Here is a 21,788-nt window from a genome sequence, read left to right on the forward strand (position 1 = left end):
AGCGCTAAACTTGATTTTCAACAACAATAATAGTCAAGGAAATGAGTATGAGTAATACGGTAAAGTTACATCGCGTTTTTAGTGCACCACCAGAGCGAGTCTATAAAGCTTTCTTAGACCCAGATGCAATTGTAAAGTGGATGCCTCCGCATGGTTTTACAGCAAAACTTCATCAAATGGATGCAACGGTTGGTGGTTCTTATCGAATGTCATTTACCAATTTCTCTACAGGTACAATCCATTCATTTGGTGGAACTTATGCAGAGCTGATTCCCAACCAACGCATACGATATTTTGATCGATTTGATAATCCTGAACTCGCTGGCGAAATTGAAGTAATCATTGAAATAAAAGGTGTGCTTGTCGGAACGGAAGTCAATATTACCCAGTCAGGCATCCCTAAAGTGATTCCTGTTGAGGCTTGTTATTTGGGATGGCAAGAGTCTTTGCAATTACTTGGTCTCTTGGTCAATCCAACAATTCCAGATCAATAAACTCGCGTGAGTGACCTATAAACTATCGCTATAGATCTCTGCTTTGGTATTTATATCATTCATCTATCATCCATTAAACGGGCAATACAATTCAATCATTGATTGCCTGAGTAAGCACCAAGCCTCGCCTATGTTTGCAGGCTAAGCTGTGATGGGGGGACAAGGTGTTTTTATGACCCCATTGTCACTTTACACAACCATATTTCTCATCATTTGGAATAATTTTAGAATAACTTCGGTTCGGAATAACAATGACGATTTATAGCAAACGAATTTATGATGCGATTTCAGAAACAGATGGTCAACGAATTCTGGTTGATCGCTTGTGGCCACGTGGTATTAAAAAAGACGATGCTAAGATTGACTTATGGCCGAAAGAAATTACCCCGTCCAATGAACTCAGAAAATGGTATCACGAGGATAGCGAAAACCGTTGGGATGAGTTTCAATAACGTTATCGCATTGAATTATCACAGGTTACAGTACAGTTAGACGAACTGCGGAAACTGATAGCACGAGGTCCTATAACCTTATTAACGGCGGCCAAAAATCAAGGGCGAAATCATGTCAGTGTTTTGCTGGATGTGTTAAATCATAAAGCCTAGTTTTATTGATCGCGGTTGATTTTAAATTATTCCTTATATTTATTATGGTTTTTAAGTTGATGAAAAATCTTAAAATGCTATGATTGTGATTTGAACCGAAGTTGAGCTTATTATGTCTTTGCCACATTGTCCAAAATGTAATTCAGAATATACCTACCAAGATAGCGATTTATTGATTTGCCCAGAATGTAGCTATGAATGGAAAGATGGCGAGCAAGTAACAGCAGATGACAGCGTGACGATTAAAGATGCTGTTGGCAATATTTTGGCAGATGGCGATTCAGTGACAGTGATTAAAGACTTAAAAATTAAAGGTTCTTCTGCAGTGGTTAAGGTAGGAACCAAAGTCAAAAGTATTCGTTTGCTGGTAGACAGTAATGATGGGCATGATATTGATTGTAAAATTGATGGTATTGGTCCCATGAAATTAAAGTCAGAATTTGTGAAAAAAGCTTAATTTTTTGAGGTTCATCAATGATCACAGCAATTCAACTGTGATCATTTTTTTTGTCTATATCATTTTTCTCGAATAATAATTTTTGAGGTCAGTTCTGCTTTGGAGCGAACGCCCAACTTTTTCATTAAATTTGCTTTATGCACTTCTATGGTCCGATGCGACAGCTCTAATTTTCGTGCAATTTCTTTACAAGTAAATCCATTGACAATCAATTGGGTAATTTCTGATTCACGTTTAGTCAATTTTTGCTTAGAAGACAACACCTGATCTTTACGTTCAAAATGCCAGACCATCAATTTAAAGGGGTCTTCAGGTGTTAAGGTTTGCCCATGGGTATGTGTCCAAAAGATTTCACCATTTTTGTGCTGCATAAAGCGCTGATCAGAATAATAATGGCTTTTTTTTAACAATAAGCTTTGTAATGCATCATTCCCGACCTTTTCATAATCCTCAAGGCTAGGAAAAATTTTGACTATGGATTGCTCAATTAATTCGCCACGCTCATAGCCAAACAGATTGGCAAATGCAGCATTCATTTCCATCATGTGGCGATAGCTTAATACAACAATTGGTGCAGGGCTAAAATCAAATGCGATTTTATTATAGTTCATAATAAGCATCCTTACTTAGTATAATAATGAATATAACGCGATAGCGAGAAATAACAAGTATTCGACCGTTGATTTTTTATAATATGATGAAAACTAAATAGATTATTTTTGTGTTGTTATGCATATAAACTTAGCATTTTGAATAGTTTGTAATGGATCACATTTTTTATATTTAACTTTAGTCTATATTGGTGGGTTTTTGTATAAGTGATTGTATTTAATTTATTTGTTGGATTTTAAAAACTACTTAAGTAATTAAGGGTGTTGACTGAAAAAAGCAATTGATTCACATTGATGATGAGAAGCACTCAGGTTATTTAGAATTTTTTATCAGGATAAATCAATATTAATCTTAGCTTCTTATTTTAAGTTATTTGTGTAAAAAGAATTAGATCACCTTAATAAATATAATCAGGATGGATTATCTCTAAGGTGATGAATGGATGACAATACTAAGAATTGGGCGAGGTAGCGATGGAGCATATACAAGGATCAGGTCCTCAACAACCGAAAAAGTCTTCACACCGTCTGGCGGGTATCTCCAGCATGGTTGGAACGACAATCGAGTGGTACGACTTTTTTATTTACGGTGCAGCCGCAGCATTAATTTTCAATAAGCTGTTTTTCCCCAATCTTGATCCATTAACAGGTGTCTTGGCTGCATTTGCCACATACGCCGTTGGCTTTATTGGACGTCCGTTGGGAGGCATTATCTTTGGTCATTTTGGGGACAAAATTGGTCGAAAAACCATGCTGCTAACCACATTGATTATGATGGGGATTCCTACCGTTTTAATTGGTCTATTGCCAACCTATGAAAGTATTGGATATTGGGCGACATTTTTTCTGGTGATTTTACGTTTTGTTCAAGGTATGGCAATGGGCGGCGAGTGGGGCGGTGCTGTGTTGATGGCTGTGGAGCATGCACCTGAAGGCGGTAAAGGCTTTTGGGGAAGTTTACCTCAAGCAAGTGCTGGTGGTGGTTTAATGTTGGCCTCGATCGCATTGGGTTTAGTTTCACTTTTACCCGAAGCAAGTCTATTTAGTTGGGGCTGGCGTCTGCCTTTCCTTGCCAGCATTTTATTATTAGGTGTGGGTTGGTATATCCGTGTCAAAGTGCCTGAGTCACCAGATTTTGAAAAAGTAAAACAACAAGCACAAGAAGTTAAAGTTCCAGCAATGCAGGTCTTTAAAAATCATCCGCGCGAATTACTCACGATTATCTTTGCCCGTGCTGCTGAAAATGCATGGTTCTATATTGCCTCAACTTTTGCCTTAGCCTACACCACAACCAAGTTGGGTATTCCTCGCCAAGACATTTTGTTTGCAACGATTTGTGGTGCAGGCTTAATCATGGTGATGACGCCATTGTGTGGACATCTATCCGACAAAGTTGGGCAGCGTAATATGTTTATGTTTGGTTTAGTGGTCCTTGCATTGTATTGCTATCCGTTCTTTAGCATGTTGGATACCAAGGACCCAGTCTTGGTATGGACCGCAATTGTTTTAGCAATCGGTGTGGTGTTCCCGATCATGTATGCGCCACAGTCTCAGTTATTTGCTCGACAGTTTCCTGCCGAAATTCGCTACAGTGGCATCTCGATTTCAGTTCAATTCGCAGGTGTATTAGGCGGTGGACTTGCACCATTAATCGCCACCAAACTCCTAAGTATTGGTAATGGTAGCCCGCATTTGATTATTACCTACATCATGAGTATGGCGATTTTCGCAATCTTCTGTAGCTTCTTTATGAAGCGTGATGATCTTAGCCCCGCGAGACAACGTAAATCAGTGAAAAGCAAATTGTCTGTTTAATGCAAAGTAGTGATTCAAAGCAAAGCACTGCAATCAATCATTCAATTTACCACGCTTAATTTTCAGGAATGAATATGAATATTTCCTTTATCGGTCTTGGGAATATGGGGCTTCCTCGCCAAAGCGGTCATGGAAAGACCGACTTCAGTAGCATTTTAAATTTAGTTTCAGTCGCAACGTGAAGGAAAATCAGGATGAATACTTTGATCGGACATTATATTTCAGGCCGTCATATCACAGAAACTCAACATTCAGGCCCAGTATTTAATCCCTCTACAGGTGAAGAAATTGCGCGTTGTGCTTATGGCGATGCAACCGTGATTGATACTGCGGTAAAAGCTGCGACATCAGCAAATGCAAAAAAATGGGCAAAAGCTTCACATGCTACACGCTTGCAAGTTCTGTTTAAATTACGTGAATTAATGATTGCCAAAACAGCTGAATTGGCAGAAATCATTGGTCGTGAACATGGCAAAACCATTGCCGATGCAATCGGTGAAATTGGCCGTGCGATTGAAGGAATTGAATTTGCCTGTAATGCACCGCAGATTACAAAGGGTGAATATGCACGTAATGTTGCAGGCGACATCGATGTGTTTTCTGTACGGGTTCCTGTGGGTGTGGTGGGTTGCATTACCCCGTTTAATTTTCCCATCATGATTCCTGCTGTCATGATGGCCATGGCTGTTTCTGTGGGGAATTCAATAGTTTGGAAACCGTCTGAAAAAGTGCCTTCGGCTGCATTATTTTTTGCAGAGTTATGGAAAGAAGCGGGTCTTCCAGACGATGTATTTAATGTTGTACAAGGGGATAAAACAGCAGTCGATGCATTACTTGAACATCCTGAAATCGCGGCTGTGAGCTTTGTGGGCTCTACACAGATTGGTGAATATGTTTACCAAAAAGGCACCTCACATAACAAACGTGTTGCAGCATTTACTGGCGGGAAAAATCACATGGTGGTGATGCCTGATGCCGATCTTGAAGCGGCTGCAAATGCCTTTGTTTCAGCAGGGTTTGGTTCAGCCAGCCAGCGTTGTATGGCGATATCACTATTGATTCCCGTAGGTGCTGAAACGGCAGATCACTTACGCCAACGTATCGTAGAAAAAATCAAAGCATTGAAAGTTGGCGCATACAATGATCCGACTGCAGATTTTGGTGCGGTGATTAGTGCGCAATCGCAACAATCTGTTTTAAAGGCAATTGATCAATGTATTGCAGATGGTGCTGAGTTGGTGGTGGATGGTCGTGATTTTAAACATCCAGAGTATGCCAACGGCTATTATATTGGTCCGACTTTATTTGATTATCTCTCTATGGATATGGATTTTTATCAACAAGAAGTTTTTGGTCCAGCGCGAGGAATTTTACGCGTCAATAGTTTAGATGAGGCAATTGCTGTGACCAATAGCCATGAATATGGCAATGGTTCGGTGATTTTTACCCGTGATGGAAAGTCAGCACACCGCTTCTTTATGGAGGTTGAGTCGGGCATGATTGGTGTTAATGTGCCAGTACCACTCCCAGTGAGTTATTTTAACTTTGGTGGTTTGCGACGTTCAAAATTTGGTGAGTCGCATTTATATGGTCCAGATGCCGCTCGTTTCTATACCAAGTTAAAATCTGTTTCACAAAAATGGCCTGATCCTGAACAACAAGATCAAGCCATTTCTTTGGCATTTAAAATCACCTAATTGATTTCATGTCGATGATCAGCCAGCAGATGCTGACTTTTTTAAGTGTGAGTGAATGCCAAATATATCGAGTGTTGTGTTCTTTATAATGTTGCATTATGAATAAATCGTCCCGAAAGATTGCATAGATCAAGGACTCAAAGCTGCAAGTCGATTGCACTGTGCAGCTTTGTTCATCCCTTAAATATTATTGGCTTGCTGCAATTCCGATTTTTTTAACATTTAATCGTTGCGCGGCTGCCATCACCATTGCCACATCCTTATATTCAGTCAGTTTATCGGGCTGCACTTTAATCGGATCTTGATCTGATTTCTGTGCAACACCCGCAAATAAAACTTCTAGCGCTTGTTTATTTTCAACAGCTTGATCATTCCAAAAGATTTTACCTTGAGGGTCAATACGTAAGGTGACTGGCTCAGGTGGCTTCTCATTGGTCGGTGGTGGTGCGCCATTGGGCAAGTCAATATTGATCGCATTATTTGGAATTGGGATGGTGATAATAAACATAATTAACAACACCAACATCACATCAATAAGTGGCGTCATATTGACATCTAACATCACATCATCATCGTCTTTATTGGCACCTACATTCATACCCATAAACTGTTCCTTCTCTCGATTATGGTGCGGCAACAGGTGTCGTGACAAAAGCGATTTTGCCGATACCTGCTTGCTTGGTAGCACTAATGACTTCATCAATCGCTTCAAATTTTGTCACTTGATCACCACGAATATGTACCTCTGGCTGTGGGCGTTTTGCTGCCTCAGCCTGTAAACGATTGATCAGTGTATTTTTATCTGCGATATACTTTTCGTTCCAAAAAATATCTCCCGCTTTATTGACCGCGATTTGCACATTAATTGGCTTAGTGACATAAGGTGTATTTTTTTCCTCAGGCAACTTGACTGGAACCGTATGAATTGCAACGGGGACGGTGATTAAAAATATAATCAGCAGAACCAGCATAATATCCACCAAAGGTGTGGTGTTAATCGCTGAAATTACATCATCTTCGTCACTGCCTGAATTGACTGTCATGCTCATAATAGATACCTCATTTATTTCGCATCACCACTGTTTTTGATCTCGCCACTGAGTAGAACAGTATGTAAGTCAGAACCAAAAGTACGTACATTATCCAATACTGCTTTATTACGGCGGGTGAGCCAGTTATAACCAAGTACCGCAGGCACGGCTACAGCAAGACCGATTGCCGTCATGATCAGTGCTTCACCGACAGGTCCAGCAACTTTATCAATAGAGGCCTGACCCGAAATGCCAATTGCAGTAAGTGCATGATAGATTCCCCAAACTGTACCGAACAAACCAACGAATGGTGCGGTAGAACCGACGGTTGCAAGAAATGCTAAACCACCACTTAAATGACTTTGAATTTTATCAATTGCACGTTGAATTGACATTGTGACCCAAGTATTAAAGTCGATACGCTCAAGTAGGTTTCCGCCATGTTTTTTGGTTGAGTTAATGCCTTTTTCAGCAATAAAACGATAAGCACTTGCTTCGCCTAGCGTTCCCGCAGCGCCGTCAATTGATGCAGCATCCCAGAATTTGGCTTCAACTTCTTTACCTTGGCGTTTAATTTTTGCCTGCTGAATAAACTTGGTCACCATGATGTACCACGTTCCAATCGACATCAGGACCAAGATAAATAAGGTTGATTTAGCCACAATATCACCTTCGCGCCATAGTGCTTCTAAACCGTAAGGGTTGTGAACAGCTTGTGTTGTTGCTGGTTTAGGTGGTGGTGTATGTGTTTCACTGGTTGCTGTATTGGTCGTCGTTACAGTCGCAGGCGTTGCAGTGGTTTCTTCTGCAAATACACTAGATACAGGCAGTAGGGTGCTTGCAGTTAAAATCCCAACAGAAGCAAATAGTCGTACAGATTTCAGCGTTTTATTCATCATTTATCTCCAATTTTTTATTTAATTGATTACTGCAATACAAATTCATAAGGTATGTCGTACCAAGAATCTTGAGGTTCGCCATTCTTTAACGCAGGTTTAAACGTACATAAGCTATAAGCTTTCGCAGCCGCTTTATCTAAGCTTTTACTCCCACTCGATTTTTTAACTTTGGCCTCTTTAACTTTTCCATCACTACCCACAAATACCGAAATAAGAACTTCACCTTGCTCTTCATTTTGTAAAGCTTCACGCGTGTACTCGGGTGTTTTACAACCTGCTTCTCCACTCGATACACCTCGTGTTTCACCTGCTGGTTTGGGTTTTGCAGGTTCAGGTTTTGCTGTCGTTTCTGGCTTTGGCGTCGGTGTCGGCTCAGGACTTTCTGAGGTTTTTGGCGTTGCTGTGGGTGTCGGTGTAGCCGTCTGCTTTGGTGTTGCTGTAGGTTTTTCCATTGATTTTTCAGTCGGCTTTGGCTCTGGTGTTTTCAACACTTTCTCCACCAACTTTGGCAGTTCTGGTGGCTTTTCAATGGGTTTTGGTTTTTCTGGTTCAGGTTTTTTGTCCTGAATAATCAGTAATTCAACAGGTTCATCCGCTGGTTTTTCAACTGTTTTGGATAAGCCCGTAATCAAGCCATAGAGAATGATTAGATGCAGTAAGATGACTGCTCCAATCCCGATCAGGCGTTTGGAAGAATTATTTTCTAATTCTGAAAAATTCTTGCCCATTGCTACTCCTGAAATGAGAGACAAACAATAAATAGTAAAAGAGAGACGATAAAAAATTCTGTTCAATTCTTTTGTTTGGCTAAGTGAATGAATCAATTTCGCAAACACCATGACTTGATTAGGCCTAGACAATGTTTGCGAAATGCCCAATTAGAATTTATAAGTTGCTCTGACGTAATATGCTCGACCGGTTGGGTCTGCATAACTAGAGTCATAACCGTATTGGAAGTTATCAGTCACGTTGGACGCAGGCGGATCTTGGTCAAAGATATTTTTGATCCCACCAGTGAGTTCTAAGTTCTTGAATCCGCTATAAGTGCCCGCAAGGTTATACAGGATGTAGTCGCTAACTCGATGGTTATCATATTTGGCTTCACCAATAGAATTTGAGTCTTTATAACCACGGCTAAACTGTTGTTCAAAGATCATTTTCCAGTTGTCGTAACTCCAATTGACATTGGCAACATGTTTCCAGCGGGAATAGACTTGTTGGTTATAATAGCTACCTGCACGGCTGATCCATTCACCGCCTTTCTCTTCTTGTTTGTCATATTTAATGACATAGGTCCCATCAATACCAAAACCAAAACGCCCTGTTTTAGTCACAGGCGTAAGATAGTTCAAACTTAAATCAACCCCTTGAGTTTTAATCCCACCCATATTGATCAAAGTGGTACTCACATATTTGATTCGTCCATCTGCATCTCGGACAAATAAGCTTGAATATTTACTTGGGTCAGCAAAAATAATTGAATCGGTAATCGTATCAATCAGATTGTCTACTTTGATGTTGTAGTAATCTGCTGTAAATACCAGATTTTTGATTGGCTCAAACACAAGTCCAGCAGTATAAGATGTTGACTCTTCAGCTTTTAAGTCGGGATTTCCACCTTGCATACGTTTAAATTGAACATTACATTCAGTTTGGTATTGAGGTGAAGTTGCAGCACCACCGGGGCAGAGCACAGGGTCATTGTATTTTGAACCTGTAAAGGTCTGGCTTTGAGGTGAGTTGATGTCATATAAGCTAGGTGCACGGAAACCTGTGCTGTATGAGGTACGGAACATTAATTGCTTTAACGGTTCCCAACGTAAAGCAACTTTTGGATTGAAGGTATCGCCAAAATCACTATAGTCATCATAACGTGCTGCAAGCTGCGCTTCTAAATTGGCTAAAATCGGGATATGTAATTCAGTGAATACCGCAGAGATATCTCGATCACCCTTACTCACAGGTTTATCTGGATCTATACCGCTACCAGGCACTTGTCTGACGATCTCAGCATTAATTTTTTGATCCCAATTTTGTTTGGTAAAACTACCCCCTAAGGCAAATCCAACATCACCCGCGGGTAGTGTATAGATTGGTCGAGATACAGTGACATCAAAAGAGGTTGAGTCTAAGCTGGCTTTATTAGTATCCCCATTGACTTCAAAAGATTTCCAAATATTAGCATCAGCGGAAGGGCCAAATGGATTGAGTGAACCGTCATTTAAAGCAGCTTGAACTTTACTTTGATTGAGGTAACCCGCATTAAAGCTATCGGTTGCTTCACTTTTTGCATAGGTTAAACCTGCATTGATATCCCAACCATAAGCTTCTCCCTCAATTCCTGCAAATGCACGATGTGAGTCATTGGTTGTTTTGCCTGAACGGTTACCACCTTGTGAACGTAGATAGAGTTGCAAATCTCCATCGCTGAGCCCATTCACTGCGGGGACAATGCCTTTGCCAGGATAATATTGACTTGTTGAGGGTAAGGTGACTGAACGGCTATATACATCAGGCGCAATCGAAGTGGTAACTTCGTTACGTGAGAAGATATATTCTCCAATCAGATTAAATTTATCTGAAAGTTTAAAGGTTCCGCGACCAAGTGCTGAAATTGTTTCAACTTCTGGGGTAATCCCAATCAGTGCTTGGGTATTGAGATAACATAACCCACCATCGGCAGCGACATTAGGCGTGTTATTACAATTTGTATTGCCATATGGATTTGCCAAAATATTGTTTTTGGGATCAAAAATATTTGCTGGGAAGGCATTTGCTGAGCTGGCATCTAGGCCGAGCTCAGGAATTACACCACCACGGCGACTGATCTTGCGGTCTTTTGCCATGATATTGTTGGTTCTACGATAATCGACTACACCATAAACATTAAAGCCTTGTTCATCCAGATTGCCATAACCCCCAAAGATGGAAATATCTTGTTTATCACCACCACTGGCTTCGGGTTGAGTTGCCCCCACACTGATGTTGAGACCTTCAAAAGATTTTTTGGTTATAAAATTGATGACACCACCAATTGCATCGGCGCCATAAACCGCAGATGCACCGTCACGGAGAACTTCGATACGTTCAACCATTGCCATTGGAATAATATTAAGGTTGGTGGTTGATGTACTAAACGGGCTATAAGCCAGACGACGGCCATTCAATAAGACCAAAGTTTTATCTGTGCCTAATCCACGTAAATTGGCTGATGAACCCTCGGTATTACTTGCACCCACATTTTGAGAGGTAGAAAAACCAGCTTGGTTGGAACTGACTTTGGTCAGTGCTTCTTCGACAGTGGTTACCCCTTGTTTGGCTAGATCTTCACCTTTAATAATCGTAATGGGGGAAGCACTTTGAGCTGCAACCCCTTTAATTGAAGACCCTGTAACGGTGACTTTGGCTACTTTTATTGGCTGTGTTGTTTCTTCAGTTTCTGCTGCATGCGCTAGCGATAGGCACATCATACTTAGACTAAGCGTACTTAATTTTAGTAACGTTTTCCCCATCGTTGGCGATCCCAAAGTGCAAACATTTTTGTTTACTTTCATATTTTCAGACATCCATTTTTTTTGTACTTAGCGATATTGCTGCATTGCTTTCTAGCAATTCAAGTGCCAACTATCTAATTATATGTTTTAAAAATATACAAAAAAATGATAAGAATTTACGTGACTAGTGTTTAATCTCCTTATTCATCCGTGACTTGATAGTAGAAAAATAAGTTTGGAAGTCGCCCTGATTAATGTTAATACAATATGAAGATGTGATTAAAAAATACTCAACAGACTTTAGTTTTTCTTTATATTTAGTTGTTAATTAAAGAGTTTAACTATATTTAATGAGTGGTATAACTATTAATTATGGCTTTATTTTTTCTATTAATTGTTTTAAATCAAAAGATTAAATGAGTATTTATAGTGTTTGATAAAATAAGTGATCAATTTTGGAACGTGTGTGTACTTAAATTGTGCATTATGAGTAGTTCTGATAAATGATATCTGAATTTAATATTTAGATTGGTGCTGAAGATGACGATAGGATGTCAGTCACAGATAATCATTGAATAAATGTGATTTTATTACGGTAAAAATAAACAAAATTTAGAAGGGGTAAGTGTAGTGGCATGATATTCGCTTTGTATTTAATACTGTTATATCGTTCAATTTTTCACTATTGTTAATTTAACGTTCTGGTTCGGCACCAAAGCAGCAATCGACAGGATGATGGTGCTGCCAGTATTCTGTTTAAATAATTTGATGAATAAAAATACATAGGTGTGAATTTGGAATCCAAGCTTTTACAATTTGCGTTGTTGGTCGGTGCAATGGGTTGTGGGGAAATGGCGATTGCGAAAACGCCTGCACAACCCAATAAAATCCTGAATTTGGCTTTTGAAGCACCAGATGACGGTTTTGATATGGTGAAAACCTATAATTTCTACAGTGGAAATATTGCAGAGGCGATATTTGAACCCTTACTCAAATATGATTATCTGGCTCGTCCCGTGGTATTGGTGCCCAATACGGCACAAGCATTGCCAAAAATAGAACAAGAGGGCAAGGTCTATACTTTTAAAATTCAGCCTGGCATTTATTTTACCGATGATCCTGCGTTCAAAGGCAAACGACGTGAGCTGACTGCCCAAGATTATATTTATTCGATTCAACGTGTGAGTGATCCGAAAAACCATTCGCCTACCTATTCTTTTATTGATGGCAAAATCCAAGGCTTAGAGCAAGTGGTTGCCAATGCGAAAAAGACAGGTAAGTTTAATTATGATGCGCCCATTTCAGGGCTTAAAGCTTTAGACAAATACACCCTACAATTCACTTTAACCCGTGCAGATTATAATTTCCCTTATATTTTGGCCTATGTCACTTTTAGCGGAACAGCGCGTGAAGTTGTTGAGTTTTATGGTGATCGTATCGGGCAGCATCCTGTAGGTACAGGCGCTTATCAACTGAGTAAATACGTACCACGCAGTAAAATTGAGCTGGTGGCAAACCCTGACTATCGTGGCTTTATTTGGAATTATAAATCGACAGGTACGGCATGGGATAATCAGCTTGTCAAAGAGATGTCGGGTAAAAAAATGCCCCAAGTCGGTAAGGTTGTCGTGAGTATTATTGAGGAAGAACAGTCAAGGTGGTTGGCATTTAAATCAGGCCAATTGGATTTTGACAAATTAACCTCAAATGCGGTTCCACAGGCTTTAAACGGCACACAATTAAAACCAGAACTTAAACAGCAGGGCATTCAACATTTTCCCAATAAAGACCCTGAAATCACCTATACCATGTTCAATATGAAAGATCCGATTGTGGGGGGGTATAGTCTAGACAAAATAGCGCTACGCCGTGCCATTACCTTGGCATATAACCAACAGGAAGCGATTAAGCAACTTTATAAAGGTCAAGCGGTTAGAGCTGAAATGTTGGTACCAGATGGGGTACAAGGGCACAATGCTCAATATAGAAGTAGTGTTGCCTATAACCCGTTATTGGCCAATAAATTACTGGATCGATTTGGTTATAAGAAAGGTAAAGATGGTTATCGAACTTTACCCAACGGGCAGCCATTTACGCTGAAATATAATACTGAAAATAGCTCAAGCTCAGTCATTCATTCTGAGTTATGGAAGAAAAACTTAGATGCTATTGGGGTACGTGTTGAGTTTAAGGTCAGTAATTTTGCCGATAATTTAAAAGAGGCCATGCAGTGTAAACATATGATTTGGGGTGGGGCATGGATTGCTGATTTTCCTGAAGGAGAAAATTTTGCCCAATTGCTTTATGGTCCAAACTCAGGCAAAGGAAATTTAAGTTGCTATCAATCCAAAGCTTATGATGCACTGTATCAGCAAGCGTTAACTTTACCGCCACAACAACGAACGCCATTTTATGAAAAAATCAGTCGGCAGATAGAGGCAGATAACCCTTGGATTATTCATAGTACCCGTATTCGCAATTGGCTGTTGCAACCACAAGTTCAAGGCTATAAAGCACATCCAATGATCAATACCGTTTGGCAATACCTTGATGTTCAGCCAGTTAAAAAATAACCAGATGAAGTTGAATAAAATGATGAAGGATGATTTAAAGCAAAAGTTAAAGCAGATTGGGGTCAGTGCATTCTTGGGCGGTATGCTCCTGACAGGCACGATGAATGTATTTGCCAAAAGCCCGGCGGATCCAAATAAAGTTTTACGTTATGTTTTCCCCGTTGCAGAAACGGGTTTTGATCCAGCAGGCACCCAAGATCTTTATTCTGCACATGTGCATAATTCAATATTTGAAGGCTTATATACCTACGATTATTTAGCAACACCGGCCAAATTAGTACCCCGTACCGCGGTGAGCCTGCCTGAAGTCAGTGCTGATGGTTTAACCTATACCTTTAAAATTCAAAAAGGTATTTATTTTGCCAAAGATCCTGTATTTAAAGGCAAAGCCCGTGAATTAACCGCGCAAGACTATGTTTATTCTTATAAACGGTTGTTAGACCCAAGCTTGCATTCGCCCAATAGTTGGTTGTTTGATGACAAAATTCTAGGCATGGACAAAGTGCTTGAGCAAGCTAAAAAAACAGGCAAGTTTAATTATGATCTACCTGTTGCAGGGCTTCAGGCCACAGATCGTTATACTTTGGTGATTAAACTGAAACAAGTTGATCAAAACTTCCCAATGCTGTTAGCACATCAACCAGCTGGTGCAGTGGCACGAGAAGTGATTGAACACTATCGAGATCGGTCTGGTTTTGCCATGGCCCATCCTGTTGGAACAGGTCCCTATGTCTTGGCAAAATGGACACCTGGCTCACGGATTATCCTGAAAGCCAATCCAGATTATCGTGGTTATGTTTGGGATTTCAAAGCATCCACGCCAGAAGATCAAAAAATTGTCGATGCGATGAAAGGCAAAAAAATGCCGCAAATCGGTGTGGTCGATATTCAAGTGATGGAAGAATCACAATCGCGCTGGTTATCATTTAGTAAAGATGAAACTGATTTATTTGTGTTGGATGGTGATCTCAGTGTTCAAGCTATCCAAGATGGTCAGCTTAAACCCGAACTTGCTAAAAAAGGTATTCAACTTTCCCGTATTGCTGATCCTTCAATTGATTATTATTACTGGAATATGCAAAACCCTGTTGTTGGTGGTTTGAGTAAAGAAAAAATTGCTTTACGTCGTGCCATGGCAATGGCCTTTTCACCTGATAATCAAATTAAGATTTTGATGAAGGGTGATGCACAACGCTTACAATATCCCATTCCTTATGGGGTGATTGGGCATGATCCAAACTATAAAACCAGTATTCCTTATTCCGTCAAAGCGGCCAATTTACTGTTAGATCGTTATCACTATAAGGTTGCTGCCGATGGCTGGCGTACCTTGCCGAATGGCAAACCCTTGCTGATCGAATTAACTGTTTATGGAAATAGTACACGTAGTCAGCAAAGTGCTGAATTTTGGAAAAAGACTTTAGACAATATCAAGGTCAAAATGACCACCAAATCCTTACCTTTTGCGGAAGGCTTAAAAGCTGAAAAACAATGTAAAACCATGTTTAAGGGATCAGCTTGGATTGCCGACTATCCCGATGCAGATAACTTTATGCAGCTGTTTTATGGAAAGAATATCCATGCAACCAATAGTGCATGTATGAAAATTCCTGAATATGATCGCTTATATGAACAAACCCAAAAATTGAAACCGGGTCCTGAACGTGATGCTTTATATCATAAGATGGCGCGGATATTAGAAGTGTATATGCCGGTACAAATGGCATCGACGCGTTATCGCAATGCTTTGGCGCAACCGCGTGTCATCGGCTTTAAAAAGCATCCGATTATTCCATCGGAATGGATGTATTTTGATATGAAAAAATAACCTCTATCAAAAGCTTAAAAATAAACAGATTGAAATTTGAAAATGAATAAATGAAAGATTGGAGAAAATGAAAATGAAGCGATTTAAATTAACCACACTCTGTATGTTGTCAATGGGTATGGGGCAATGGGCCTTTGCAGAAATCGAACGCAGTACTTTACCCAAGTTTCAGGCCAAAGATATCCCAGCCCAATGTGATGCAAAAATTGCAGACGTTAAAACCAAGTTGGCTGAATTTGCCAAAGTTAAACTCAAAAATAATGCACCTGCTGGAGCAGTATTGGCAAAGTGGGATCAAATTTTTGCAGAGTTTGAGGATTTTTATGGGCCGATTAATTTAGCCAGTAATGTTGACCCAAGCGCAGATTTACGTAAAGCAGCAGAAGATTGCGAAGTTAAAATCAGTCAGTTTCAAACTGAAGTCTATCAAGATGGAAAGCTTTATCAGCAAATTAAAAAAACCAAAGCCAGTGATGAGATTGACCGTAAATATCGCCAAGATATTTTAGATGGTTTTGAAGATACAGGGGTACAACTTCCCGCAGAAAAACAAGCACGTTTAAAAGTGATTTTAGATGAATTGACCAAGATTCAACAAGAATATGCCCGCAACATTCGAGACAATCCTGAAAAATTAGAATTTACCCCAGCCGAGCTAAAGGGCTTACCAGAAAGCTATATTGCCAATCTAAAGAAAAATGAAAAAGGCAATTACCTGTTGGGTTTTGACTACCCAGAATACCGTCCTTTTATGGAATTGGCAGACAGTGATGATGCGCGTAAACGTTATCAAATTGCTTATACCCGCCGTGGTACTGAAAAGAATTTAGTGTTGCTTAAACAAGCGATTGATTTACGGCATGAACTTGCACAATTATTCGGTAAAGCCAGTTATGCCGATTGGGCATTGAAAAACCGTATGGCCAAAAATCCTGAAACGGTCAATAAATTCCTCAATGAAGTACATAGTACGGTTGCGCCATTAGAGAAAAAAGAAGTGCAAACACTGCGTGAATTTAAGGCCAAAAGCTTAAATATTCCAGTAGAAAAAGCGGAAATTAACCGTTGGAGTGAGGGCTATTGGAGCGAAAAATTACGTCAAGAAAAGTACAAAATTGACCAAGAAAAAATGCGTGAATATTTCCCGACTCAAGCATCACAAGATTGGTTATTTGCAATTTCATCAAATCTATACGGGATTGAATTTAAGCCTGCCAAGGTTGATGTCTGGCAAGATGAAGTTGAATATTACGATGTCACAGATCAGAAAACAGGACAGCTTTTAGGTGGTTTATATATCGATAAATTTCCACGTGAAGGAAAGTATGGTCATGCAGCGGTGTGGGGCGTTAAGGGTGGCAGTACCCTGACCCAGCGTAAACCGATCTCAGCCTTAGTCACCAACTTTAATCGTAAAGGTTTAAACAGTGATGAACTGGAAACTTTTGTGCATGAGTTTGGACATGCTTTACATGGAATTTTGTCAAACACCCGTTATGCCTCGCAATCTGGTACCTCAGTCGAGCGAGATTTTGTTGAAGCACCTTCACAGATGTATGAAGAATGGGCACGTCGTAAAGAAACGCTATCGACTTTAGCCGATTATTGCAAACCAGCCTGTCCACGTGTCGATGATGAATTGATTGGCAAATTAAAAGCCGTTAAAAACTATGGTCGTGGCTTGTTCTATTCTCGTCAAACCTTATACGCACAATACGATATGGCACTGCATACCGCAGATGCTTTAAAAACTCAGCCTTTAGACGTATGGAAAAAACTCGAAAACCAAACCGCCTTAGGGTATGTACCAACCACAGAATTCCCAGGACAATTTGGTCATATTATGGGCGGATACCAAGTCGGCTATTATGGCTATATGTGGTCTGAAGTGATGGCCTTAGACATGCTTTCTGCTTTTGGCAATAACTTAAATAATCCAGAGGTTGGAGCACGTTATCGTAAAGCAATTTTGTCACAAGGTGGCCAAAAGAAAGCAGAGCAGCTGGTGGTTGATTTCTTGGGCAGAGAACCGGATAACAAGGCATTCTTTCAAGAAATTACCGGTCAACGTGATTAAAAGGAATTAGAACTATGCTGGCATATATCACGCGCCGTATATGGCAAATGATTCCGACCATGTTGGGAGTCGTGTTGCTGATTTTCTTTCTATTTAACTGGGTTGGCGGAGATCCTGCTTATATCCTTGCTGGAAAAATGGCAAACCCTGAACAGATTGAAAATATTCGTCAGCAACTTGGGGTAGATCAACCATATTACGTTCAATTGTGGATTTTTATTAAGCAAATCCTGACTTTTGATTATGGCAATAGCTGGAGTACCGGGGAATCAGTTTCAAACATTATTCTGACCCGTTTAGGTCCATCGCTGACCATCATCATTCCACTGACAATTTTACAAACCGTGATTTCAATCATTCTGGCTTTGGCTGTTGCTTCAGTACGTGGTTCATTGACGGATCGTATGGTGATGTTGTTATGTACCATTGGGATGTCGATCAGTATTTTGGTCTATATCATCGTATTTCAGTACGGTCTTGCCTATAAGCTGGGATGGTTTCCTGTACAAGGTTGGAGCGATAGTCTCAGTGAAAATCTATTGCAATACGCACTATTGCCAATCTTAATCATGTTGGTGGTGAGTATTGCACCGACTTTACGTCTATACCGTAGCTTTGTCTTGGATGAAGTCAATCAGGACTATGTCCGTACTGCACGGGCAAAAGGTGTCGGTGAGGGACGTATCTTAGGCGTACATGTGCTGCGTAATGCATCTATTCCGATTATTACCGATGTGATGTCGAGCCTGCCAGCGTTGTTGATTGGGGCATTTTTAATTGAGCGATTTTTTGGTATTCCGGGGATTGGGCGAGAAGTCATTATTGCAGTAGAACGAAGCGACTTTCCAGTGATTAAGGCAATCACGGTCTATGTTGCCGCTGCGACCATGATTTTTAACCTGATTGCTGATTTGATTTATAAAGTGGTTGATCCACGCGTACAGTTGAAGTAGGTGGGATGATGCTCGGAATTTTATCGAAAAAAGTAGACGCCCAAGAACAACAGACTTCTCCCGGTTTATGGCGATTGGCGATGCGACGTTTAAAAGCAGATCGTATTGCTATGCTGTCGTTATTGGTGTTGCTGTGTTATTTCATCATATTGGTACTCTCCATGACGGGTGTGATTGCATCAAATTGGAATAAAGAAGTAGCCGTGAGTTATGCGCCACCTACATTTATCGGGGCAGATCAGAATACGCAAGATTCTGCAAAAAAAGCCGCAATTGTAGAAGCTTTACCTGAAAATCCTGTTGACCCTTTAAAAGATGTGATCAAGGAGTTAAATACTGAAATTGCAACAGAACAAGCTTCAGGTGGCGCGATTGACTACTACGGTATTCAAGATCCGCTTGCAGAAGATATGAAAGCCATTGATCAGCAATTGGGTGGGCATTTACTTGATCAGCAAAGTGAACTCAAACAAACCTTGCCTTTTGGTGCAGATAAATGGGGACAGGATGTTGTACTCAAAACCATTAAAGGTGCAGAAACCTCAATTATTGTGGGCTTGGTCTCGGCGTTATTGGCCGTGGTAATCGGCACATTCTTAGGGGCAATTGCTGGTTACTTTGGTGGTTGGGTGGATGATGTTCTAAACTGGTTTTATAACATTTTTACCTCGATACCTTATCTATTGTTGGTATTGGCGATTGCCGCTGTATTGCAACAAAAAGGCATTCTTTCCATTGTTTTAATTCTTGGATTAACAGGTTGGACTGGGGTATTTCGTTTAATTCGTGCTGAATATATGAAACATAATTCACGCGAGTATGTGCTGGCAGCCAAAGCGATTGGTGTCAGTAATACCCGAAGAATGTTTGTGCATATTTTTCCTAATGTAAGTCATATTGCTTTGGTTCAGATGTCGATCTTGGTGGTTGCATTTATTAAGTCTGAAGTGATTTTAAGCTTCTTGGGCTTTGGTGTACCTGTGGGGGTGGTGTCATGGGGCAGTATGTTGAATGAAGCGCAAAGTGAGCTGATTTTAGGTAAATGGTGGCAATTGGTGGCAGCCTCAGTAGCCATGGCCGTGCTTGTGACCGCATTTTCAATGTTTACAGATGCATTACGTGATGCATTAGACCCTAAACTAAAATAAGGAGCTTAAAGATGTCAGAACAACAAGCGACACCTCCTGTGCTACTCAGTGTTGAAAATCTGAGTGTGAGTTTTAAGGGTGAAAATAAGCAATTTATTGAAACCGTAAAAGGTATTTCATTTCAGATTCCTGCCAATACCACCGTGGCTTTGGTTGGGGAATCTGGCAGTGGCAAATCAGTAACTTCATTGGCAACCATGGGTTTATTACCCAAAGGCCAATCCCGTATTGCTGAAAACAGTAAAATTATTTTTGAAGGCAAAGATTTACTCAGTTTAAGCAGTAAACAAATGCGTGCAATATGTGGTAAAGACATTGCCATGATTTTTCAGGAACCGATGTCATCACTTAATCCTGTATTTACAGTGGGTGATCAAATCGCTGAAATTATGCGTATCCATTTAAATATGGGGCGTAAACAAGCACGACAACGCACTTTGGAATTACTCACTGAAGTTGGGATTCCATCCCCTGAAAGTAAGATTGATGCGTACCCCAGTCAGCTGTCTGGTGGTCAACAGCAACGGGTCATGATTGCTATGGCAATTGCCTGTGAACCCAAGCTACTGATTGCTGATGAACCGACCACAGCATTAGATGTCACCATCCAAAAACAGATATTGGATTTGTTGGAGGCTTTACGTAAGCGCCGTCAAATGTCGATGTTGTTTATTACCCATGACTTGGCATTGGTGAGTGAAATTGCCGATGAGGTGATTGTGATGCGTCATGGTGAAATTCGTGAACAAGGGTTAGCAAAAGCTGTTTTAGAACAGCCACAAGATGCCTATACCAAAGCATTATTATTATGCCGTCCGCAACTTTCGTATCGCCCATATCGTTTACCAGTCATTAGTGATTTTATGCAAGCCCAAGATGTACCCGTGACTGAGGCAGTGAGTTTGCCTAAGGTGGATTTTGCGGAGCGTAAGCGCGGCCTTGTTGGCGGTGAAGAAATTATTTTAGAGGTGCGTGATTTAAAAAAATCATTTTTTAGCCGTAAAGGGCTATTTGGCAAAGATGAATTTCAGGCAGTCAAAGGGGCATCTTTCCAACTGGCGAAAGGTAAAACTTTGGGGCTCGTTGGGGAGTCAGGCTCAGGTAAAACCACCATTGGTTTATTGTTGATGCGTTTGCAACAAGCTTCTGGCGGCCAAGCTTTATTTCAAGGTAAAGATATTTTGGCAATGTCTGAAAAAGAGTTTGCCCAGTATCAACGTAAGATTCAGATTATCTTTCAGAATCCTTATGCCTCACTTAATCCGCGTTTTACCGTGGGGCAAATTTTGATGGAGCCGATGCAAGTTCATAAAATTGGTGCAAATGATACTGAACGTAAAAAGATGGCTTTGGAATTACTGGAAAGAGTGAGCTTACCTGCGCAAGCTTTTGATCGTTATCCGCATGAGTTTTCTGGGGGGCAACGTCAACGTATTGCAATCGCACGCTGTTTAACCTTAAAACCTGAAATTTTAATCTGTGATGAATCAGTCTCGGCACTTGATGTATCGGTTCAAGCACAAGTCCTAAACTTACTTCAAGATCTACAAGATGAATTTGGCTTGAGTTATATTTTTATCTCACATGATTTGTCTGTGGTGAAATATATTTCGGATCAAATTATGGTGATGAACCACGGTGATATCGTTGAAATTGCCAATTCGGATGAGTTGTACCAGTCACCACAGCATGACTATACCAAACGCTTATTGAGTTCAATTCCACAAGGAAGCAGACAGGTGATTTAGATTTTTGCTATGTAAAAAGCCACTCGATTCAGTTGCTGTCAGTCCGTTAAGGGTTTTAAATATTGCTCTTTGCGAAGTTGATACTTCTCACCTTTGAAAAAGGAGGGGGTATTACTCAAGTTAATTAATTTAGTCTCAGCTAGCTCTCCCTTTTTTTCGAAGTGGGGGAGCTACAGTTGTAGTAGCGTAAGGAGTATTTTTATTGATATATAACACGATTAAACTGATGCGTTTTGTTTGGGATAAATATACTTACGATAGATAGGCATAAGAATAGGCAGTAATAAAAAATGAAATAGGCTGGTTGCACAACTGATTAGAATAAAAGTGATTATATCAGGTGGTGAGTAAATCAGTA

At 40.3% G+C, this 21,788-nt stretch carries 16 protein-coding genes and 1 pseudogene; 11 read left to right on the plus strand and 6 right to left on the minus strand.

Annotated elements, in window-relative coordinates; genetic code table 11:
• Positions 1 to 47: 47 nt before the first annotated feature.
• From AC07U8_RS03900 to AC07U8_RS03910, 3 genes and pseudogenes are all read left to right on the plus strand, one after another.
• Positions 48 to 494, plus strand: a complete 447-nt coding sequence (locus AC07U8_RS03900; protein WP_004722915.1) for an SRPBCC family protein — start codon at positions 48 to 50, stop codon at positions 492 to 494.
• Positions 495 to 745: 251 nt separating this feature from the next.
• Positions 746 to 1,099: pseudogene (locus AC07U8_RS03905) on the plus strand (DUF488 domain-containing protein).
• Between the two features lie 112 nt (positions 1,100 to 1,211).
• Positions 1,212 to 1,556, plus strand: coding sequence for a zinc ribbon domain-containing protein YjdM (locus tag AC07U8_RS03910; protein WP_034610071.1), 345 nt, complete (start codon positions 1,212 to 1,214; stop codon positions 1,554 to 1,556).
• 59 nt (positions 1,557 to 1,615) lie between these two features.
• Here AC07U8_RS03910 and AC07U8_RS03915 read toward each other — a convergent pair whose 3' ends face one another.
• On the minus strand, positions 1,616 to 2,167 hold the full coding sequence (locus AC07U8_RS03915; RefSeq protein WP_004722910.1) for a LuxR C-terminal-related transcriptional regulator: 552 nt from the start codon (positions 2,165 to 2,167) through the stop codon (positions 1,616 to 1,618).
• Between the two features lie 474 nt (positions 2,168 to 2,641).
• Here AC07U8_RS03915 and AC07U8_RS03920 point away from each other — a divergent pair, with 474 nt between their 5' ends.
• Both AC07U8_RS03920 and AC07U8_RS03925 read left to right on the plus strand, forming a co-directional pair.
• A complete protein-coding gene (locus tag AC07U8_RS03920; RefSeq protein WP_034610073.1) occupies positions 2,642 to 3,982 on the plus strand; it encodes an MFS transporter in 1,341 nt (446 codons plus the stop codon).
• 194 nt (positions 3,983 to 4,176) lie between these two features.
• The gene (locus AC07U8_RS03925; protein ID WP_270382648.1) at positions 4,177 to 5,679 is read left to right on the plus strand and encodes a CoA-acylating methylmalonate-semialdehyde dehydrogenase; all 1,503 of its coding nucleotides are present in this window, start codon (positions 4,177 to 4,179) and stop codon (positions 5,677 to 5,679) included.
• Between the two features lie 187 nt (positions 5,680 to 5,866).
• Here the strand turns inward: AC07U8_RS03925 and AC07U8_RS03930 are convergent, their stop codons facing one another.
• The 5 genes from AC07U8_RS03930 to AC07U8_RS03950 form a co-directional block, all read right to left on the minus strand.
• The gene (locus tag AC07U8_RS03930; RefSeq protein ID WP_004722903.1) at positions 5,867 to 6,283 is read right to left on the minus strand and encodes an ExbD/TolR family protein; all 417 of its coding nucleotides are present in this window, start codon (positions 6,281 to 6,283) and stop codon (positions 5,867 to 5,869) included.
• Between the two features lie 19 nt (positions 6,284 to 6,302).
• Positions 6,303 to 6,728 carry an ExbD/TolR family protein gene (locus tag AC07U8_RS03935; RefSeq protein ID WP_034610077.1) on the minus strand — a complete coding sequence of 142 codons (426 nt, stop codon included), beginning with the start codon at positions 6,726 to 6,728 and terminating at the stop codon, positions 6,303 to 6,305.
• A 14-nt stretch (positions 6,729 to 6,742) separates the two neighbouring features.
• On the minus strand, positions 6,743 to 7,609 hold the full coding sequence (locus AC07U8_RS03940) for a MotA/TolQ/ExbB proton channel family protein (RefSeq protein ID WP_105713262.1): 867 nt from the start codon (positions 7,607 to 7,609) through the stop codon (positions 6,743 to 6,745).
• 26 nt (positions 7,610 to 7,635) lie between these two features.
• Positions 7,636 to 8,337: an energy transducer TonB gene (locus AC07U8_RS03945; protein ID WP_494737368.1), complete on the minus strand. Its 702-nt coding sequence runs from the start codon at positions 8,335 to 8,337 to the stop codon at positions 7,636 to 7,638.
• A gap of 150 nt (positions 8,338 to 8,487) precedes the next feature.
• Positions 8,488 to 11,163: a TonB-dependent receptor gene (locus AC07U8_RS03950; protein WP_494737369.1), complete on the minus strand. Its 2,676-nt coding sequence runs from the start codon at positions 11,161 to 11,163 to the stop codon at positions 8,488 to 8,490.
• Positions 11,164 to 11,885: 722 nt separating this feature from the next.
• On the opposite strand from AC07U8_RS03950, the gene AC07U8_RS03955 reads away from it, so the two are divergent.
• The 6 genes from AC07U8_RS03955 to AC07U8_RS03980 all read left to right on the plus strand — a co-directional run bounded on the left by AC07U8_RS03955 (position 11,886) and on the right by AC07U8_RS03980 (position 21,430).
• Positions 11,886 to 13,676, plus strand: coding sequence for an ABC transporter substrate-binding protein (locus AC07U8_RS03955; protein ID WP_494738577.1), 1,791 nt, complete (start codon positions 11,886 to 11,888; stop codon positions 13,674 to 13,676).
• Between the two features lie 19 nt (positions 13,677 to 13,695).
• Positions 13,696 to 15,504: an ABC transporter substrate-binding protein gene (locus AC07U8_RS03960; protein ID WP_390883695.1), complete on the plus strand. Its 1,809-nt coding sequence runs from the start codon at positions 13,696 to 13,698 to the stop codon at positions 15,502 to 15,504.
• A gap of 67 nt (positions 15,505 to 15,571) precedes the next feature.
• A complete protein-coding gene (locus AC07U8_RS03965) occupies positions 15,572 to 17,581 on the plus strand; it encodes a M3 family metallopeptidase (RefSeq protein WP_494737370.1) in 2,010 nt (669 codons plus the stop codon).
• A gap of 14 nt (positions 17,582 to 17,595) precedes the next feature.
• Positions 17,596 to 18,534, plus strand: coding sequence for an ABC transporter permease (locus AC07U8_RS03970; protein ID WP_004722891.1), 939 nt, complete (start codon positions 17,596 to 17,598; stop codon positions 18,532 to 18,534).
• Between the two features lie 8 nt (positions 18,535 to 18,542).
• Entirely contained in the window at positions 18,543 to 19,682 is a 1,140-nt protein-coding gene (locus AC07U8_RS03975; protein WP_494737371.1) for an ABC transporter permease, read from the plus strand.
• An 11-nt stretch (positions 19,683 to 19,693) separates the two neighbouring features.
• Entirely contained in the window at positions 19,694 to 21,430 is a 1,737-nt protein-coding gene (locus AC07U8_RS03980; protein WP_494737372.1) for an ABC transporter ATP-binding protein, read from the plus strand.
• Positions 21,431 to 21,788: the final 358 nt, after the last annotated feature.

The sequence above is a fragment of the Acinetobacter sp. GW821-FHT01E09 genome (assembly GCF_059422385.1).

Excerpts from the sequence above, each read along its gene's own strand:
- AC07U8_RS03900 (WP_004722915.1), top strand. The coding sequence starts at position 48 with ATGAGTAATACGGTAAAGTTACATCGCGTTTTTAGTGCACCACCAGAG.
- AC07U8_RS03910 (WP_034610071.1), top strand. The coding sequence starts at position 1,212 with ATGTCTTTGCCACATTGTCCAAAATGTAATTCAGAATATACCTACCAA.
- AC07U8_RS03915 (WP_004722910.1), bottom strand. The coding sequence starts at position 2,167 with ATGAACTATAATAAAATCGCATTTGATTTTAGCCCTGCACCAATTGTT.
- AC07U8_RS03920 (WP_034610073.1), top strand. The coding sequence starts at position 2,642 with ATGGAGCATATACAAGGATCAGGTCCTCAACAACCGAAAAAGTCTTCA.
- AC07U8_RS03925 (WP_270382648.1), top strand. The coding sequence starts at position 4,177 with ATGAATACTTTGATCGGACATTATATTTCAGGCCGTCATATCACAGAA.
- AC07U8_RS03930 (WP_004722903.1), bottom strand. The coding sequence starts at position 6,283 with ATGGGTATGAATGTAGGTGCCAATAAAGACGATGATGATGTGATGTTA.
- AC07U8_RS03935 (WP_034610077.1), bottom strand. The coding sequence starts at position 6,728 with ATGAGCATGACAGTCAATTCAGGCAGTGACGAAGATGATGTAATTTCA.
- AC07U8_RS03940 (WP_105713262.1), bottom strand. The coding sequence starts at position 7,609 with ATGATGAATAAAACGCTGAAATCTGTACGACTATTTGCTTCTGTTGGG.
- AC07U8_RS03945 (WP_494737368.1), bottom strand. The coding sequence starts at position 8,337 with ATGGGCAAGAATTTTTCAGAATTAGAAAATAATTCTTCCAAACGCCTG.
- AC07U8_RS03950 (WP_494737369.1), bottom strand. The coding sequence starts at position 11,163 with ATGAAAGTAAACAAAAATGTTTGCACTTTGGGATCGCCAACGATGGGG.
- AC07U8_RS03960 (WP_390883695.1), top strand. The coding sequence starts at position 13,696 with ATGATGAAGGATGATTTAAAGCAAAAGTTAAAGCAGATTGGGGTCAGT.
- AC07U8_RS03965 (WP_494737370.1), top strand. The coding sequence starts at position 15,572 with ATGAAAATGAAGCGATTTAAATTAACCACACTCTGTATGTTGTCAATG.
- AC07U8_RS03970 (WP_004722891.1), top strand. The coding sequence starts at position 17,596 with ATGCTGGCATATATCACGCGCCGTATATGGCAAATGATTCCGACCATG.
- AC07U8_RS03975 (WP_494737371.1), top strand. The coding sequence starts at position 18,543 with ATGCTCGGAATTTTATCGAAAAAAGTAGACGCCCAAGAACAACAGACT.
- AC07U8_RS03980 (WP_494737372.1), top strand. The coding sequence starts at position 19,694 with ATGTCAGAACAACAAGCGACACCTCCTGTGCTACTCAGTGTTGAAAAT.